This window comes from Planktotalea sp. (genome assembly GCF_018607995.1).
Lineage (GTDB): Bacteria > Pseudomonadota > Alphaproteobacteria > Rhodobacterales > Rhodobacteraceae > Planktotalea.
This window is the reverse complement of the sequence record NZ_JABBAL010000008.1, coordinates 98,231-113,855: the sequence shown is the minus strand read 5'-3', so window position 1 is coordinate 113,855 and position 15,625 is coordinate 98,231. Positions and strand designations below refer to the sequence as shown.

General features: G+C 52.7%; 14 protein-coding genes and 2 pseudogenes. 11 read left to right on the top strand and 5 right to left on the bottom strand.

Features of this window, described 5'->3' with window-relative positions:
* The first annotated feature begins 4 nt into the window (after positions 1–4).
* The 5 genes from QZ280_RS03105 to QZ280_RS03085 all read left to right on the top strand — a co-directional run bounded on the left by QZ280_RS03105 (position 5) and on the right by QZ280_RS03085 (position 4,192).
* The gene (locus QZ280_RS03105) at positions 5–1,129 is read left to right on the top strand and encodes a pyridoxal phosphate-dependent aminotransferase (protein ID WP_293440975.1); all 1,125 of its coding nucleotides are present in this window, start codon (positions 5–7) and stop codon (positions 1,127–1,129) included.
* Positions 1,130–1,890: 761 nt separating this feature from the next.
* A complete protein-coding gene (locus QZ280_RS03100) occupies positions 1,891–2,223 on the top strand; it encodes a hypothetical protein (protein WP_293440973.1) in 333 nt (110 codons plus the stop codon).
* On the top strand, positions 2,216–2,734 hold the full coding sequence (locus QZ280_RS03095) for a hypothetical protein (RefSeq protein ID WP_293440972.1): 519 nt from the start codon (positions 2,216–2,218) through the stop codon (positions 2,732–2,734). Before QZ280_RS03100 ends, QZ280_RS03095 begins: the two co-directional genes overlap by 8 nt.
* 202 nt (positions 2,735–2,936) lie before the next feature.
* Positions 2,937–3,365, top strand: coding sequence for a VOC family protein (locus tag QZ280_RS03090; RefSeq protein ID WP_293440971.1), 429 nt, complete (start codon positions 2,937–2,939; stop codon positions 3,363–3,365).
* A 107-nt stretch (positions 3,366–3,472) separates the two neighbouring features.
* A complete protein-coding gene (locus QZ280_RS03085) occupies positions 3,473–4,192 on the top strand; it encodes a DUF1194 domain-containing protein (protein WP_293440969.1) in 720 nt (239 codons plus the stop codon).
* Here the strand turns inward: QZ280_RS03085 and QZ280_RS03080 are convergent.
* The 3 genes and pseudogenes from QZ280_RS03080 to QZ280_RS03070 all read right to left on the bottom strand — a co-directional run bounded on the left by QZ280_RS03080 (position 4,189) and on the right by QZ280_RS03070 (position 5,415).
* Positions 4,189–4,695: pseudogene (locus QZ280_RS03080) on the bottom strand (winged helix DNA-binding protein). The gene QZ280_RS03085 and the pseudogene QZ280_RS03080 overlap by 4 nt on opposite strands.
* Before the next feature lie 73 nt (positions 4,696–4,768).
* Positions 4,769–5,026, bottom strand: coding sequence for a succinate dehydrogenase assembly factor 2 (locus tag QZ280_RS03075; protein ID WP_293441139.1), 258 nt, complete (start codon positions 5,024–5,026; stop codon positions 4,769–4,771).
* Entirely contained in the window at positions 5,026–5,415 is a 390-nt protein-coding gene (locus QZ280_RS03070) for a helix-turn-helix transcriptional regulator (RefSeq protein WP_293441137.1), read from the bottom strand. The genes QZ280_RS03075 and QZ280_RS03070 overlap by 1 nt, the downstream gene beginning before the upstream one ends.
* Before the next feature lie 141 nt (positions 5,416–5,556).
* Between QZ280_RS03070 and QZ280_RS03065 the strand changes: the two genes are divergently transcribed.
* Together QZ280_RS03065 and QZ280_RS03060 are read left to right on the top strand one after the other, a co-directional pair.
* A complete protein-coding gene (locus QZ280_RS03065; protein WP_293440967.1) occupies positions 5,557–6,759 on the top strand; it encodes a pyridoxal phosphate-dependent aminotransferase in 1,203 nt (400 codons plus the stop codon).
* Between the two features lie 24 nt (positions 6,760–6,783).
* A pseudogene (locus QZ280_RS03060) lies at positions 6,784–7,187 on the top strand (hypothetical protein).
* Here the strand turns inward: QZ280_RS03060 and QZ280_RS03055 are convergent.
* Entirely contained in the window at positions 7,184–8,611 is a 1,428-nt protein-coding gene (locus QZ280_RS03055) for an MATE family efflux transporter (RefSeq protein WP_293440964.1), read from the bottom strand. The pseudogene QZ280_RS03060 and the gene QZ280_RS03055 sit on opposite strands and share 4 nt — an antisense overlap.
* 30 nt (positions 8,612–8,641) lie before the next feature.
* Between QZ280_RS03055 and QZ280_RS03050 the strand changes: the two genes are divergently transcribed.
* The 3 genes from QZ280_RS03050 to QZ280_RS03040 all read left to right on the top strand — a co-directional run bounded on the left by QZ280_RS03050 (position 8,642) and on the right by QZ280_RS03040 (position 11,584).
* Positions 8,642–9,292, top strand: coding sequence for a DUF2461 domain-containing protein (locus QZ280_RS03050; protein WP_293440960.1), 651 nt, complete (start codon positions 8,642–8,644; stop codon positions 9,290–9,292).
* 93 nt (positions 9,293–9,385) lie between these two features.
* The gene (locus tag QZ280_RS03045; RefSeq protein WP_293440957.1) at positions 9,386–10,681 is read left to right on the top strand and encodes a dienelactone hydrolase; all 1,296 of its coding nucleotides are present in this window, start codon (positions 9,386–9,388) and stop codon (positions 10,679–10,681) included.
* Positions 10,682–10,705: 24 nt separating this feature from the next.
* Entirely contained in the window at positions 10,706–11,584 is an 879-nt protein-coding gene (locus tag QZ280_RS03040; protein WP_293440955.1) for an alpha/beta hydrolase, read from the top strand.
* Between the two features lie 485 nt (positions 11,585–12,069).
* Here QZ280_RS03040 and QZ280_RS03035 read toward each other — a convergent pair whose 3' ends face one another.
* Entirely contained in the window at positions 12,070–12,678 is a 609-nt protein-coding gene (locus QZ280_RS03035) for a peroxidase-related enzyme (protein WP_293440953.1), read from the bottom strand.
* A 133-nt stretch (positions 12,679–12,811) separates the two neighbouring features.
* Here QZ280_RS03035 and parE point away from each other — a divergent pair, with 133 nt between their 5' ends.
* On the top strand, positions 12,812–14,767 hold the full coding sequence (gene parE, locus QZ280_RS03030; protein WP_293440951.1) for a DNA topoisomerase IV subunit B: 1,956 nt from the start codon (positions 12,812–12,814) through the stop codon (positions 14,765–14,767).
* Positions 14,768–15,625: the final 858 nt, after the last annotated feature.

Genomic DNA, 15,625 nt, shown 5'->3' with positions numbered 1-15,625 from the left:
CCCTATGAAAGTCAAGATTCACACGCTGTTTGAGTATCTATTGGAGACCACAGAAGCGGATCCAGAAGCGTTTGTTGGCTTTTCCCTGTCGAAATCTCCGGTGCTTGGCGATTATCTGGCAGATCTTGATCCCGATCTTTCGCTTGATTGGAATGGCCGCTCTTTTCGCGGTCTGCCTGAATTGCGCACCCATGTGTTGCGTCAAGCGAACCTTGCTGACACATGCGATATTGATGATGTGTTGATCACGGCCGGGGCAGCAGAGGCGAATTATCTTGCTTTGCGTCAGTTGCTGGAGCCGGGCGATGAGATCGTCATCGAAAAACCCGGCTGGCCGCAAGCAGAGGTCATGGCCTTGGCGCAGGGCGCTGATATCAAAACGGTGTTTCGCCGTGAGGCTGCTGATTGGGCCTTGAATCTGGATGAATTTCGCAGATTGATAACGCCCAAAACCAAGTTGATTTTTCTGACCAACCCCAACAATCCAACGGGCCGCTTGCTTAGCCCAGAAGAGCTGACGGAGATCGTCGACATTGCACGTTCGGTCGGAGCGTGGTTGATCGTCGATGAGGTCTATGCGGGTCTCGAGTGGGATGCCCCCCGCCCCAAATCTATCCCGGCACTTTATGAGCGCGGCATTACCACGGGCAGCGTTTCTAAGGCGCTTGGCCTGCAAGGCTTGCGCACGGGGTGGATGATCTGTCGCGATCCTGAATTGATCATGGACGCTGTAATTTTGCGCGAAAATTCAAGCGAGATCATGAACATATTAGGCGAAGTTATCGCCGAAATCGCGTTGCGACCTGATCGTTATGCAACAACCCTCGCTGGTGCGCGCAAAGCGGGTCTGGCCAATCTTGAGGTGCTCAATTCATTCATCAAAAAACAACCGCTGTTGTCGTGGATACCGCCACAAGCAGGGCTTATCGGCCTCGCAAAACTAAGTGCCGATCTGAACGGTGACGACATCGCCAAACGCTTATTAGAACCGCCCTATAAGACGTTTCTACTACCTGGATCTGCCTATGATCAACCACACCATATTCGTGTTGGCGTTGGGGGCGGAGAAGAGGCCAATCTTGTCCTTGGTCTGTCGCAGTTAGACGCTTTACTTCGGACCTTTAAGTGAGGCCAATACTAAGCATTGGATTTAACAAACACACCCAAATATATCCCCTTTGGTTGGACCAGCCTTTACATTAGGTAGGTGGACCGACAACGCCTGTTTACAAATAAACAGGATATTAGGCCCAAGTTGCGTTGATTTTTGTCCCGCTAAGCCAGAATTTAAATGCATTATCGCAAAGGCTTTTGGGATGCCTCGTCTTATTGTTTCTTTCGCGCTCCTCGCTTGCCTAGCAGGCTGTGTGGACGGGACCAACCCGTTCGACGACGACGAGGCGTCAGACACGTCAATAACAGATACCACTGGTACAGTCATATACGGACAGTTCTGACGCAGATGTCGATACTGAAACCAGTGAGACCGACGAAGAAACTGAAACTGATCCGATCGTACCAATCGTCTCAAGCGTAAGCACATTGCCCAGAACAGAGAACCCGACTTCTGCCTAAGCGATCTTTCGTTCAGAAGCGCGCTCTGACTCGGGCGGATCCGTTGGAAACGGATACACACGCGGATTCGTGTACAACAGTGATGCCGACACGTTTACCGTGGACAACGTCGCTTTCGACGGTGACAACCGCTAAACTGAAGTCTTCAACGATGATGGCGCACCAGATTAGGCTTCGGCCCTTTTAGGATGTTCGAAGCACCTTCGAGCGCAACCGGCGCGCTAACACTTGCGACGGTTAACCAACTTGTGGATTACCGTGCTCCCTACGCTGTTGGCCCTGACTGAAACCCGTCAATCACGATCGTGCGCACTGATGCATATATATGGCAGCTACCTATATCAGCGAGATGGCGGCGTTACTTTGCCGACCAGCGGGCAAGCTGTTTTTACGGGCACCGACAATTACAGTGGCTTGAGCGACTTTGACGGGCGCTGGGGCTTGGAATATGTCAAAGGCGACATGAGAGTTGAGACTGATTTTGACGATTTCAGTGACGGTGCAGGCGTTCGCGGTGAAGTGACCAACCGCCAAGCTTATAATATCGACGACATTACAAATGCACCAACGCTTGCAGAACCTGATTACCGCACCCGCACGATGAGTTCTGAAGCCAAAACTCTTGCCCCGAACGCAAAAGGTGGCTGATTTTGCTTTTTCGTCTGCGGCGCTGTCCTACATTAAGCGCGGCTTTACAGGTACCGGAAGTGATTTAACCTATCAGATCGAAATCACTAGAGGGCGCACTTGGTATGCAGAACAGCCCTTCATGCAATATGCCAGCGCGAGCGTGACGCAGAACTATATCTTTAGATCCGGCAGCTTTGTTTTCGCTGGGTTGGCCCGTGAGAAACAACAATCCCTGTCCGCGCGCCAAGATGCACGCAACTGGGGGCTCAGCGCAGGTTTGCGTTTGGGTCTCACAAATAAAGATCAATTGACGCTGAGCGCGAACGCCAAGAAAAGCAACTTCATCGATGCGACGCTCGACTATGAGCAACCGACACTCAGCGCGCGCTATGCATTCGCTCGTCCGATTGCTGGCGTTTCGATCGATATGGGATTGTCTTTTAGTCGAAAGAACCATGAAACATTGCGATTTGGGCGTCAGGACAAGACGATATCTGCGGATGTGACCGGTGTGTTCAACCAGATTTAGTACTTTGGTTTCTCGCCCTTGCTTACGCTGTCTGCAAGCCAAACGGATGCGAACATCGGTCTCTATGAGAGTCGCCAGTTTGGTGTGCGCGTAGGCATTCAATCCTCGTTCTGAGACCGATAGTTTGGCGACATTGCCCTAAACCTCTCGACAGCGAGGTTTGAGCCGCTACTCTTTTTTAAACAGAAGAGGAGGAATTAGAATGGCGCTTAAATATCTGCACACAATGGTCCGCGTGAAAGACCTGGAGACTTCAATGGCGTTTTTTCGCTTGTTAGGTCTTGTAGAAACCCGCCGGATGGATAGTGAACAGGGGCGGTTTTCACTGATTTTCATGGCACCACCTGATCAGCCAGAATGTCCGGTTGAACTGACGCATAACTGGGACGGCGATGATGAATTGCCAACAGACGGGCGCCATTTTGGTCACCTCGCCTATTCGGTTCCGGATATTCATGCGACCTGTCAGCATCTGATGGATAATGGGATTACTATCAACCGCCCACCACGCGATGGCCGCATGGCATTTGTGCGCTCACCCGACAACATTTCGATCGAGTTGTTGCAAGACGGCGACGCCCTTACACCCGCAGAACCATGGGTGAGCATGGAAAACACAGGACATTGGTAAGTTTCTTTCGCTTGGCAAAGACAGACACCAAATGTCGCTGCGCTATAGCTAAACTGTTGAACCTAAAAGCATCTCGCATCCGAGCAGGGGCAAAAGAAAGTTATATTGTGAGCGCGCTGATTGCTTGGTGCGCGCTCGCGCTACCCAGCGCTGCACAAGAACGGTGTCGCCAAGCATTGGCGCTTGGTTTGGATGTCTCCGGTTCAGTCGATAGTCGTGAATACCGGATGCAACTTGACGGGCTCGCGTCCGCGTTACAGGCCCCTGACGTCAAAGACGTTCTGCTTTCAATGCCGGACGCTCCCATACGTATAGCGGTTTACGAGTGGAGTGGTGCGCAGGATCACTTCCTGCTTTTGCCGTGGACAAGCGTGACAGATGAAACCCGTCTAACAGAGATAGAGCAACGCTTGCGCAGAACTCAAAGAACCCCTTCCGATCAATCGACGGGACTTGGCAGTGCGATGCAGTTTGGCGCACGCTTACTGGAACAACAAAGCGCGTGCTGGACACAGACCTTGGATATTTCAAGCGATGGGAAATCTAATACAGGACCTCATCCCAAAGACCTCTGGGATACGCCCTTCCCCAACATCACGATCAACGCATTGGTGATCGGTGCCGATGCGCTGGATCATGGAGACAACCGCCAAGCTCAAGTAGGTGAGCTATCCTCTTACTTCGAGGCTTACGTTCTGCGGGGCACTACCAGCTTTGTCGAGGTCGCACTTGGGTTTGAAGATTACGAAGACGCAATGATCCGGAAGCTTAAGCGAGAGCTACAAGGCCTAATGCTGACCCGACAGTTGCCCATCCAAAATCATTAGATATAGCGGATTTGATCCGTCCAATACCGCTCCATCCGCTTGAGCGAACCTGTAATGTCGATTAACCCTTCAGGACCCAGTACACCTTTGTTCTGCAGACCTTCTGTATAGCGTTCAAACAGTTCTGACACGATATCGCGCACCTCACGACCCTTTGGGGTTAGCTTCACACGCACGGAGCGGCGGTCAATTTAGCATCGTTGATGATGCATAAAATCCATCTCAACCAGCTTCTTAAGATTATAGCTGACATCAGATCCCTGATAATAACCGAGCGACTTCAATTCGCCTGCGGTTACTTCATTGTCGCCAATATTGAACAAAAGTGGCGCATGAACTGCGTTGATCTCTAACATATTGACGCGCTCAAACTCGTCCTTGATCACATCAAGCAAAAGCCCGTGCAATCGTTCCACAAGCGCGAGCACCTCTAGATACCCTTTGATAAACCCTTTGTCCGCTCCGGTTTTCAGATCATTCTGGACAACGCTATGTATGCTCATTCTCGAATCTGATTAGCTACTCGGACCAACAATGAGGTAAATTCGCAAATATTCGGTTAAAGTTGAAAGCCTGTTACTTTTGAAATGTTTGCGCTATATCTGCTAGCATATCGGTGAATTTTTCAGGCGGCACAGTCTGCCCCGTCACCCAAGAATACAAATCCTGATCATTCTCATTCAGCAACGCGTCATAGAGCGTGATATCCGCCTCGCTCATCTGCGCAAGCGAGTTGTCGGCATACGCAGAAAGGATGATGTCCATCTCTTTAATCCCGCGCCGCATAGAGCGCATTTTCAGGCGTTTGATACGGGTGTCATACGTCTCAGGCATCATGTGTCTTTCAAAACTGCGCGCAGGCGTTTTTCCAAACGGCCCAATTGCTCTGAGGACTGGCTGATCGTCACGCGCAAATCCCGCATATCGCGCAAAATGGTTGCCACATCCGAATCTGTTTCCGCGGCGTCTGCATTAGGTGCGTCCAAGCCTTCGCCCTCGCCGTTCATCAGCCACATCATCGACACGTTCAAAACACCCGCCATGATAGACAGATGGTTCGCACGCGGTTCGGACAAATCCTGCTCCCAATAGCGCAGGGTGCTGGCGCGAATTCCAAGTCGACGTGCCATCTGTGCTTGGCTCATTTGGGCATATTCGCGCGCAGCGGCCAAACGATCGCCAAACGTCGCAGCATCTGGTCCGTACCAGTCTTCCGCGGGCATATCGATTGTCCTCATCGGCTTTGCATTCAAGGCTTCGAGGTCATCCAAGGGGCTTTCTCCTGCATCGGGGTCCAGAACGCTTGATTGCGCGCGTGCCCCAACCTAAGAGGGACTTAGCCTAATTACAATTCGGAGCCCTCTATGACTTTCCTATCTGCGACACTCTCACGCGTAAAACCATCGCCCACAATCGCGGTCACGACGAAAGCACGGGAACTTAAGGCAGCCGGGCGCGATGTGATCGGCCTTGGTGCGGGCGAACCTGATTTCGACACGCCACAAAACATCAAAGATGCGGCGATCGCAGCGATTGCAGCGGGCAAAACAAAATATACTGCGCCCGACGGCATCATCGAGCTAAAGCAGGCAATTTGCGCCAAGCTTCTGCGCGACAATGAGCTGACCTATTCGCCCGATCAAGTCTCCGTCGGAACTGGCGGCAAGCAGATTCTATACAATGCGCTGATGGCAACGTTGAACCCCGGCGATGAGGTGGTGATCGCGGCACCTTATTGGGTAAGCTACCCTGACATGGTATTGCTCGCGGGTGGTACGCCTGTGATAGCGACAGCTTCATCGCAAACAAATTACAAACTGACAGCAGGTCAGCTTGAGGCGGCGATAACGCCCAAAACCAAGTGGTTTATCTTTAACTCGCCCTCCAACCCGACGGGCGCAGGCTATAACCGCGAAGAGCTGAAAGAGCTGACTGATGTCTTGGTAAGTCACCCGCATGTGTGGGTGATGACGGATGATATGTATGAACATCTTATATATGATGACTTCGAATTCGTCACCCCAGCCCAGCTAGAACCGCGCTTGTACGAGCGCACGTTAACCTGCAATGGCGTGTCCAAAGCCTACGCAATGACAGGCTGGCGCATTGGCTATGCCGCGGGTCCGAAAGAGCTGATCGGCGCGATGCGCAAGATCCAAAGCCAGAGCACGTCGAACCCCTGCACAATCAGCCAATGGGCGTCGGTTGAAGCGCTGAACGGGCCACAGGACTTCTTGGCGGAAAATAACAAGACATTCGTGCGTCGCCGGAATTTGGTCGTCGACATGCTGAGCGCAATCGAGGGAATGACCTGCCCCGTGCCGGAAGGCGCGTTCTACGTCTACCCGTCCATTAGCGGGCTCGTCGGCAAGACGACGCCCGATGGCACAATCGTTGAAAACGATGAGATTTTTGCGACGAAACTGCTTGAAGACACAGACGTTGCTGTGGTGTTTGGGGCGGCCTTCGGGCTTTCACCGAATTTCCGTGTCAGTTACGCAACGTCAGATGCTGCACTGAAAGAGGCATGCACGCGGATCCAAACGTTCTGTGCTACGCTGACGTGACGAGTAGTCACGTGAAGGGCCGATATGTCGGGTCAACTTCCTGATTTCTATTTTCGAGTGCCCGAAAACGGTGCGCTCATGTTTCGTGTGGATACAGAAAACCGCCAGCGCCGGATCGAAATGGATCAAATTGCCGCCGTGAACATTCGCAACGGCGAGATCAGACCCCAGGGCGATCGCGAACTCAGCGAGCATGAGCTGGAGTCATTCAAGACTGCATGACCGAGCGCACAGAGCTGCGCGTCGAACGTGACATCGATGACATCTACCGCGCGGTTGATTATTTGAACCTCACCACTGAATGGGCCCAAGCCAAGGCCAGTGACGAACAGCTTGAAGCGGTGACAGAAGATTTGCTGCTAGCCATGCACGACTTGCGCTCTGTGCTCGTGCGCAAGAAAGAAGATCGTTCGCTGAAAGGCCGTTAAGCGCCTTTGAGGGCCAGTTTGGGTCCTAGGCGGAAAAAACGCTCAGTCATCAAAATCGCCGCGACGGCAAGGCCGACAACCAAGCCGCCCCAGACCCCTGCCCCTTCAAATTGGAACACAAATCCAAGTAGGTAGCTGCACGGCACACCGATGACCCAATAGCTGAAGACAGCGAAGCTCATTGGGACTTTGGTATCGCGCAGTCCGCGCAACAAGCCCAAAGCCATAACCTGCGCCGCATCAACCAATTGGAAGATGCCCGCCATCAATAGCAGGAGCGCGCCGATCTTCATGATCTCTGCACGGTCAGGTTCATCTTTGTCTAGAAATACCGAAATCAGCGGCTCTGGAATGCTTACGAACACCACGATAGTCAGCAGTGCGACAAGGATCGACATAACAATCACCAGCTTTGCGCCGCGCATCAAATGATCTGGGTCTTTGCGCCCCAGCGCATTTCCTGCACGCACGGTGGCTGCATTCGACAGGCCGAGGTGGATCATAAACGTCAGGCTCGCCAATTGCAGCGCGACACCATGTGCGGCCAGTTGGATCGTGCCCAACCATCCCATCATCAGTGTTGAGGTCGCAAACAACCCGACTTCGGCTAGAATGGTAAAGCCTATAGGAACACCAAGACGCCCCACAAGAAAGAAAGCCTCCCAGTCAGGTTTCCAGAGGCGCGCAAAAATTTGTGGCTGTGGCAGCGCACGCAGCACATAGCCCGCGATCACCAAGAGCGACAGGATCTGCACGCCAAGCGAGGCGATCGCAGAACCGCGCAAGCCCAGCTCAGGTGCCCCCCAATTGCCAAAAATCAACGCATAATTGGCAAATCCGTTCACCACCATCGCAATCAGCGTGACCCAGAGCACGACCTGCGTTCGTTCAAGCGCAGCAAGGTAGGATTTTAACACCATTACCCCAAGCGCGGGGATCACACCCCAGCCCGCGATCCGCAGATAAGCTTGGGCATCCGCCACCAGTTCTGGCTCTTGGCCAAGCACCCGCAAGATACCGCCAGAAAAATAGAACATCGGCATCACGGCGATGGCAAAAACAAAAGACATCCAAAGACCCATGCGCGTTGTGCGGCGCATTTGGAGGTCGTCTTTTTCGGCATACTGGCTGGCAACCAGTGGCATCACCGCTTGCGCAAAGCCCGACCCAAAGATGAACAGCACGAAGAAAAATGTGCTAGCCAGAGTGACGGCCGCAAGGCCCTCAACAGAATACCAGCCCATCATGACCGTATCGGTTAGCCCGATAGAAAACTGCGCCAAATGCCCGCCAATCAGCGGCAAACCAAGCGACATGATCGCTTTTGCGTGCTGGCCATAGGGCATTTGCGCTACTTTCTGAGACTTGATCATGCGCTTAGCATTGACCCAAGCGCGCAAAGGCGGCAAGCGTCGTCTCAACATTTATTGTACCCCAACACGCGAGCCGATCACATGAGCCAGCCTTTTGAGACATTGATATCCGACGCGCGCGCCCTTTATGGCGAGCTTGCAAAGAACAACACCCGCGATTGGTTTACAGAGCATAAAGCCCGCTACGAAACCCAGTTGAAAAAGCCCGCCAAGATGTTGCTTGATGCGGTGGCTCCCAGGCTTTCTGGCATGCTGGATCAAACGGTCACAACCAAGCTCTTCCGCGCCAATCGTGATGTTCGTTTTTCCAAGGACAAGACGCCCTACACATTGCATCTTCACATGATGTGGGCCCCTCAAGGCAATGGCACTCAGCCCGTCTATTTTTTTGGAATCGCTGGGGAATACGTGCGCACAGGTGCAGGATTGATGAATTTTGACAAGGCGCAGCAAGCCGCTTGGCGCGCATGGGTGAGCGAGCGTGAAGGCGACGCTTTGCAAGCGCGTTTAGATGCGGCATCGGCAGCGGGTGCGACCTATGGCAAGCCCGAGTTAAAGCGCATTCCCTCCCCCTTTGACAAAGAGCATCCGCGCGGTGATCTGCTGCGCCGCAAGTCTTTGGTGCTTTGGAAGGATCTGGACGCTAACGGCTCCGGTGATCTGGTGGGCGCAATCACGCAAAGCTTTGAAACACTCGATCCAGTCATGTATGATCTGCGCACTTTCTTATAGAGCTACATGCACAACTTCCGTAGCGTATTCCTTGACCCATATGTGAACAACGTCACGATGCCCTACTAGAAATCACATCTGGAAGTTTTGACTATGAGACATGCAATTGCCGCCGCTGCGGTCGCGCTAACGGTAGGACCTGTAATGGCAGAGAACCGCATTGATACGATCCGCCCCGACGCTCCCGCGCTCTCAGCTTATGGCGATCATGTCGTCGGTGTGCGCAAGTATGAACTGACAAATCCCGGCCAGATCGACATCGTGAACACAACGGCAGAAAGCGCTCCGACCTATGACCGCCCTTTAACAGTCGAGGTCTGGTACCCAGCAGCAGAAAGCGTTGAGGCTGGCGGCACATATGAAGGCGTGAACCTTCGTGCCGCGTCTGTTCAAGTGGCGCTTGAAGGCCAAGCAGTCCGTGATGCGGCCCCTGCTTCGGAAGGTAGCTTTCCATTGATCGTGATCTCGCACGGCTATCCCGGCAATCGCTTTTTGATGGCGCATTTGGGGGAAAACCTCGCGTCCAAAGGCTATGTTACGGTTTCGATTGATCACACGGACAGCACATATAGAGACCAAAACGCGTTTGGCTCGACGCTCTTGAACCGCCCATTGGATCAGGATTTCGTCGTCGAAACATTCGCAGATTTCTCGACGATCTCACCCGAAATTGCGGCCATCATCGACGGCGATACAGTCGGCGTGATCGGTTATTCCATGGGCGGCTACGGGGCCCTGATCTACGGCGGCGCAGGCGTCACGCAGGCATCCACGGAATACCCTTGGGGTACGCCAAACGGTTTGCTCACACGTCACTTAGCTGGCTCGGACACACACGCGAACATGCCAAATGACAAGGTCAAAGCGATCATTTCCATCGCGCCTTGGGGCAAGAACACAGGCTTCTGGGACGCCGACGGTCTCGCTGGTTTCAGCAAACCGCTGATGTTGATGGCAGGCTCTGTCGATGACGTGTCCGTCTACTCCGCCGTGCGCTCCATCTTCAAGGAAAGTACAGGCACCAAGCGCCATCTGCTCACCTTCGAGAACGCGAACCACAACGCGGGTGCACCGATGCCATCCCCAGCTGAGGGCTATCAGATGGTCGAGGGCATGGCTTTCGCTCCGTTTGAGCATTACGCTGACGCAGTTTGGGACAACACACGCATGAACAACATCGCGCAGCATTTTGCGACGGCCTTCATGGATATGCACCTGAAAGGCGACGAGAGCAAAGCGGCCTACCTCGATCTGATCGAAAGTGCTACTGAGGGTGTGACCAAGCTTAACGATGCAGGCAAGCCAACCGACGAGCACACCTATTGGGAAGGTTTCCCAGCGCGTACGGCGGCAGGTTTGAAGTTCGAAACATTGGACGCTGGCAATTAAGCTTTAAGACAAAAGGATCCCGCCATGCAGCCACGTTGGTTTACGCTAAACGGCGAAAAATTCTTCGCGCGCACATGGGGTGATCCATCCTTGCCACCTTTGCTGATGCTCCACGGCTTCCCTGAGTATTCAGGCGCTTGGCAAGAATTGGCGCTTGAATTGCAGGCCCATTTCTACTGCGTCGCCCCCGATCAACGCGGCTATGGGCAAAGCTATTGTCCTGAGGGGATCGCCAACTACCGCACAGGTGTTTTAGCCTCTGATATGGCGGCTTTGATCGAAAATCTTGGCGCGCCCTGTGCGGTCATTGGTCACGATTGGGGGGCTTCTGTCGCTTATGGCTTGGCGATGTTTTTCCCCGATCTCGTGTCGCGCTTGATCATCGTGAACGGGGTGCATCCCGTGCCGTTTCAACGCGCCATGGCATCAGGCGGCGCGCAATCACGGGCGTCCCAATACATCAACGTGCTGCGCGAAGACGGCTCGGAAACGCGCTTTGCAGAGGATGATTTCAACAAACTGCTAAAGCTGTTCTCCGCCAACATGGACCTAAGCTGGTTAACCAGCGAAAAATTGGCCTCGTATAAGGCTGAGTGGGCACGCGAGGGCTGCTTGAAAGCGATGATAAACTGGTATCGCGCCTCCCCTTTGATGGTCGCAGATCCAGGGGTGCCTGAGGAGTTGCCTCCGATGGATGTATCGCGCTTGCAGGTTCAATGCCCGCATTTGCTACTTTGGGGCATGAATGACACGGCGCTTTTGCCAGAGACACGCAACGGACTTGAGGCGTTCGCAGCTGATTTGACGGTGCATGAGATTGAAGGAGCGGATCATTGGGTTTTGCATCAACGGGCTGGGAAAGTTGCTGGAGTTGTTCGGGCATGGGTTGACTCAGTCGATTAGTCACTATGTGTTTAGTTACTTGAGAATTTCCACATGAGAATACCCTCTTGGGACATTCTGAGGATCTGAAGAAATCCAAGTCTCCAGACGTCCGTCCTCATCAACAAGATAGCTCAACAGAAACTGCTTTGCAAAAATATCGCGAGCATACATTACAAATCCGGTATAGTTTCCTGAAATGCACTGCGTAAACAGTAAGATGAAGCGTCAAAAGTTCGTAGAAACACACCAAGTATCGCAATATGCCGAGAACTCGAAAGATCAATTCGTCGAAGAGCTTCGATAAAGTCCATGTACGTTTCGATCAATCGAATGCAATCTTGAAGATACTCTTCAGATGAAACTTCGCCCTTCACCTATGCTAACATTTCCTCTTCGGCACTCCACAACTGAACAGGATTACATGGGATCGATTCATTTAGTTTAACCATTTACTACCTTCAGCATAATTGGCACGGATTGCGACCTTAACGAAACTAGACCTTTTATTTATGTCCCCAATCCTCAGGATCATCCGAATTATTCGGAGACAGCCCAATGATATCTCCCTCTGTATTCACACCTAGCCCCAGCACAGTTCGATTGGCGTAACAGAAATACGCAGTTACTTGGTTGATCTCCAAAATCTCCCCATCATCCAAGCCCGCGACGCGCAAAGCTTCAACATCACTTTCAACCATACCAGCAGGCTCAACCGTCAGCTTTTGCGCATAGACCATTCCCGCGATCTCACGCGCGTCCAGTGCCGCATCAAAAATCGTGTCTGCCTCAATAACCGCGCGCAGAGCGGAAGACCACGCATCGTCATCAACTAAGCGACGCATTCCTTGGAAGTGATGCTCCACACAATAGTGACAGCCATTCAAAGATGAGACGTAAACGCCAATGCACTCCAAATACCACTTCGGCAGAATGTTACCTGTATGATGCAGGCAGTACTTGTACATGGCCATATGTCCCTCCATCGAGTGAGGGCGCAGCGAGTGCGAGAGCATGATGTTATCGACGTTATTATCCGGCCCTTTCACGCGATCATAGAGCTCGCGTAACTTACCTGTGGCGGCCTCATAGCTGATTGTGTTGATCCAAGTCATGCGCTTTCTCTCCCCTGAAGTCACACAAACACTGGCGAAACTGGGCACTAAGATCAAGGAACACATCTTCCCCCTCTGCCCGCGCTCTGTCATACTGCGCGCTAACACTCGCACCAAGGAGAGCAGGCCCCCCATGAGCGATCTTTTGACCGACGCAGAGCCGACTGACTACGATGCTTCCTCCATTGAGGTGCTTGAGGGTCTGGAACCCGTGCGCAAGCGTCCCGGCATGTACATCGGCGGCACGGATGAGCGCGCATTGCATCACTTGGTCGCCGAGGTCCTCGACAACTCCATGGACGAAGCTGTCGCGGGGCATGCGAGCCGCATCGAGGTGGAGTTACTCAGCGATTACTCCATGGTGATCAAAGACAACGGGCGCGGCATTCCGATTGATCCGCATCCTAAGTTCCCTGACAAATCCGCTCTGGAAGTGATCCTGTGTACGCTGCACGCAGGGGGTAAATTCTCCGGCGATGCTTACGAGACATCCGGTGGATTGCACGGTGTTGGTGCCTCGGTTGTGAACGCTCTGTCGGATTCGATGGTCGTGCAAGTTGCGCGCAACAAAGAACTATACGAGCAAAGATTTTCACGCGGTATCCCTTTAGGACCAGTAGAGAAAGTTGGCGCGGCCCCAAACCGGCGCGGCACAACTGTGACCTTCCACGCGGACGAGCAGATCTTCGGCTCGCACCGCTTCAAACCCGCGCGTTTGTTCAAATCCATCCGCTCCAAAGCCTACCTCTTCTCAGGCGTAGAAATCCGTTGGAAATCAGAGATCGACGACGGTGAAACGCCCACAAGCGCGACCTTCCACTTCCCCGGTGGATTGGCCGACTACCTCACGGAATCGCTCGGCTCCGCCTCCACATACGCCGACAAACCCTTTGCGGGGGTCGTGGATTTTAAAGATAAGTTCAACGCACCGGGCAAGGTCGAATGGGCGATCAACTGGACGCCCTCGCGCGACGGCTTCATCCAGTCCTATTGTAATACCGTCCCCACGCCTGAGGGCGGCACGCATGAGGCGGGCTTTTGGGCTGCGATTCTCAAGGGCATCCGCGCGTATGGCGAGCTGTCAAACAACAAAAAATCTGCATCCATCACACGCGATGATTTGGTGACAGGTGGCTGTGCTCTGGTATCCTGCTTCATCCGTGAGCCCGAATTTGTGGGCCAAACCAAAGACCGCCTCGCCACTGTTGAAGCGCAGAAGTTTGTTGAAGGCGCGGTACGCGATCACTTTGACAACTGGCTGGCGGCGGATACGAAATCCGCAGGTGCAATCCTCGACTTCCTTGTGCTACGCGCAGAGGAACGCCTGCGCCGCCGTCAGGAAAAAGAGACCGCGCGCAAGTCAGCGACGAAAAAACTGCGCCTCCCTGGCAAGCTCGTCGATTGCTCCAATTCCAACCGTGAGGGCACAGAGCTGTTCATCGTCGAGGGCGATTCAGCGGGGGGCAGCGCCAAGATGGGGCGCAATCGTAAAACGCAGGCGCTTTTGCCGCTCAAGGGTAAAATTTTGAACGTGCTCGGTGCCGCTTCTGGTAAGATTGGTACAAACCAAGAGATCAACGACCTGACCCAAGCGCTTGGCGTTGGTTTGGGCACCAAATTCAACGTCGATGATCTGCGCTATGAAAAGGTCATCATCATGACCGATGCGGACGTCGACGGCGCACATATTGCGGCGCTTTTGATGACCTTCTTCTTCTCGCAAATGCGCCCAATGATTGACGCAGGTCATTTGTATCTCGCCTGCCCACCCCTGTTCCGCCTCACCCAAGGGGCCAATCGGGTCTACTGCCTCGATGAGGCGGAAAAGAAGTATCACCTAGAAAAAGGTCTAGGCGGTCGCGGCAAAATCGACGTGTCCCGTTTTAAGGGTCTGGGCGAAATGGACGCGAAGGATCTGAAAGACACCACGATGGACCCAGAGACACGAAAGCTGATCCGCGTGACGATTGACGAGGATGAACCGGGCGAAACAGGCGATCTAGTGGAACGTTTGATGGGTAAGAAGCCTGAGAAGCGGTTCGAGTATATTCAGGAGAACGCTCAGTTTGTTGAGGAGTTGGATGTTTGAGTGATGCTGGATGAGGATATCGAAATTGAAAGGAGGTTCGTCGTATTAGTTGAAGGCCCCCTTTTTCGCCCTGCGGATCAAGACTACATTGCCTCACGACTACTATACCAAAGCGCTCATCGCGGTTTTTTGTGGGTGAAGCTGCAAACTTTTGAGAAGTATTGCAAGTGCGCGCTATTACTTAGGAAGGAAAAAGCTCGTGTCGAGCCACAACATATCCAAGCATTTTTACAAGCTACATAGTTGCGGTTCAACTACCCCTACCCCTAATATATCCGCCAATTTTGGTTTCTTGATTGATCAGTATGGTTTTGAGACGCCTTCAATTGCCCAAGTTTTCGACCGAATTAACGAACAGGGCAGCATAAGTAGTCGCTATGGAGAGAGCGTCACTAATTAGACAATAAGCGATCTGATTGCATATGACTTTGCTATCAAATGGTTGCGCGAGCAATGTTGTCAATGGAACAAGAACGCTTTGGCCAACCAGCAACTTGAGTATCGCCTTGGAGACCATCCGCTTTCCTTAAGTAAGCTGACACCTGAATTGGTAAATGCGCTCAAATGAAACAATTTCGCATTCTTTGACGCCGAACCTTCGGAAGGAGGTTTCCTTTGCTCGCTGCACTTTGCCTCCCCGCAATACAATGCTGAATTAAATGATACTAACAAACATCATCGACGCTTCGCTGTAAAAACTATAAATAAATTTAGGAAATCCATTTTCAAAAAGCCAGAACTTGTCACTTAAAACCAAACAAGAGGGCAGGCGCACCAACCGGCGAACAATTCACTTTATCTATGTAAAATTGGCTATTCACGTCACCGGAGTTTTAGACATTTTTGGTACGTTGGCCC

Bases quoted from the DNA above. Each gene is read 5' to 3' on its own strand.
- QZ280_RS03070 (WP_293441137.1), bottom strand. From the start codon at position 5,415: ATGCCCGCGGAAGACTGGTACGGACCAGATGCTGCGACGTTTGGCGAT.
- QZ280_RS03090 (WP_293440971.1), top strand. From the start codon at position 2,937: ATGGCGCTTAAATATCTGCACACAATGGTCCGCGTGAAAGACCTGGAG.
- QZ280_RS03105 (WP_293440975.1), top strand. From the start codon at position 5: ATGAAAGTCAAGATTCACACGCTGTTTGAGTATCTATTGGAGACCACA.
- QZ280_RS03075 (WP_293441139.1), bottom strand. From the start codon at position 5,026: ATGCCTGAGACGTATGACACCCGTATCAAACGCCTGAAAATGCGCTCT.
- QZ280_RS03040 (WP_293440955.1), top strand. From the start codon at position 10,706: ATGCAGCCACGTTGGTTTACGCTAAACGGCGAAAAATTCTTCGCGCGC.
- QZ280_RS03055 (WP_293440964.1), bottom strand. From the start codon at position 8,611: ATGTTGAGACGACGCTTGCCGCCTTTGCGCGCTTGGGTCAATGCTAAG.
- QZ280_RS03035 (WP_293440953.1), bottom strand. From the start codon at position 12,678: ATGACTTGGATCAACACAATCAGCTATGAGGCCGCCACAGGTAAGTTA.
- QZ280_RS03065 (WP_293440967.1), top strand. From the start codon at position 5,557: ATGACTTTCCTATCTGCGACACTCTCACGCGTAAAACCATCGCCCACA.
- parE (WP_293440951.1), top strand. From the start codon at position 12,812: ATGAGCGATCTTTTGACCGACGCAGAGCCGACTGACTACGATGCTTCC.
- QZ280_RS03050 (WP_293440960.1), top strand. From the start codon at position 8,642: ATGAGCCAGCCTTTTGAGACATTGATATCCGACGCGCGCGCCCTTTAT.
- QZ280_RS03045 (WP_293440957.1), top strand. From the start codon at position 9,386: ATGAGACATGCAATTGCCGCCGCTGCGGTCGCGCTAACGGTAGGACCT.
- QZ280_RS03100 (WP_293440973.1), top strand. From the start codon at position 1,891: ATGCATATATATGGCAGCTACCTATATCAGCGAGATGGCGGCGTTACT.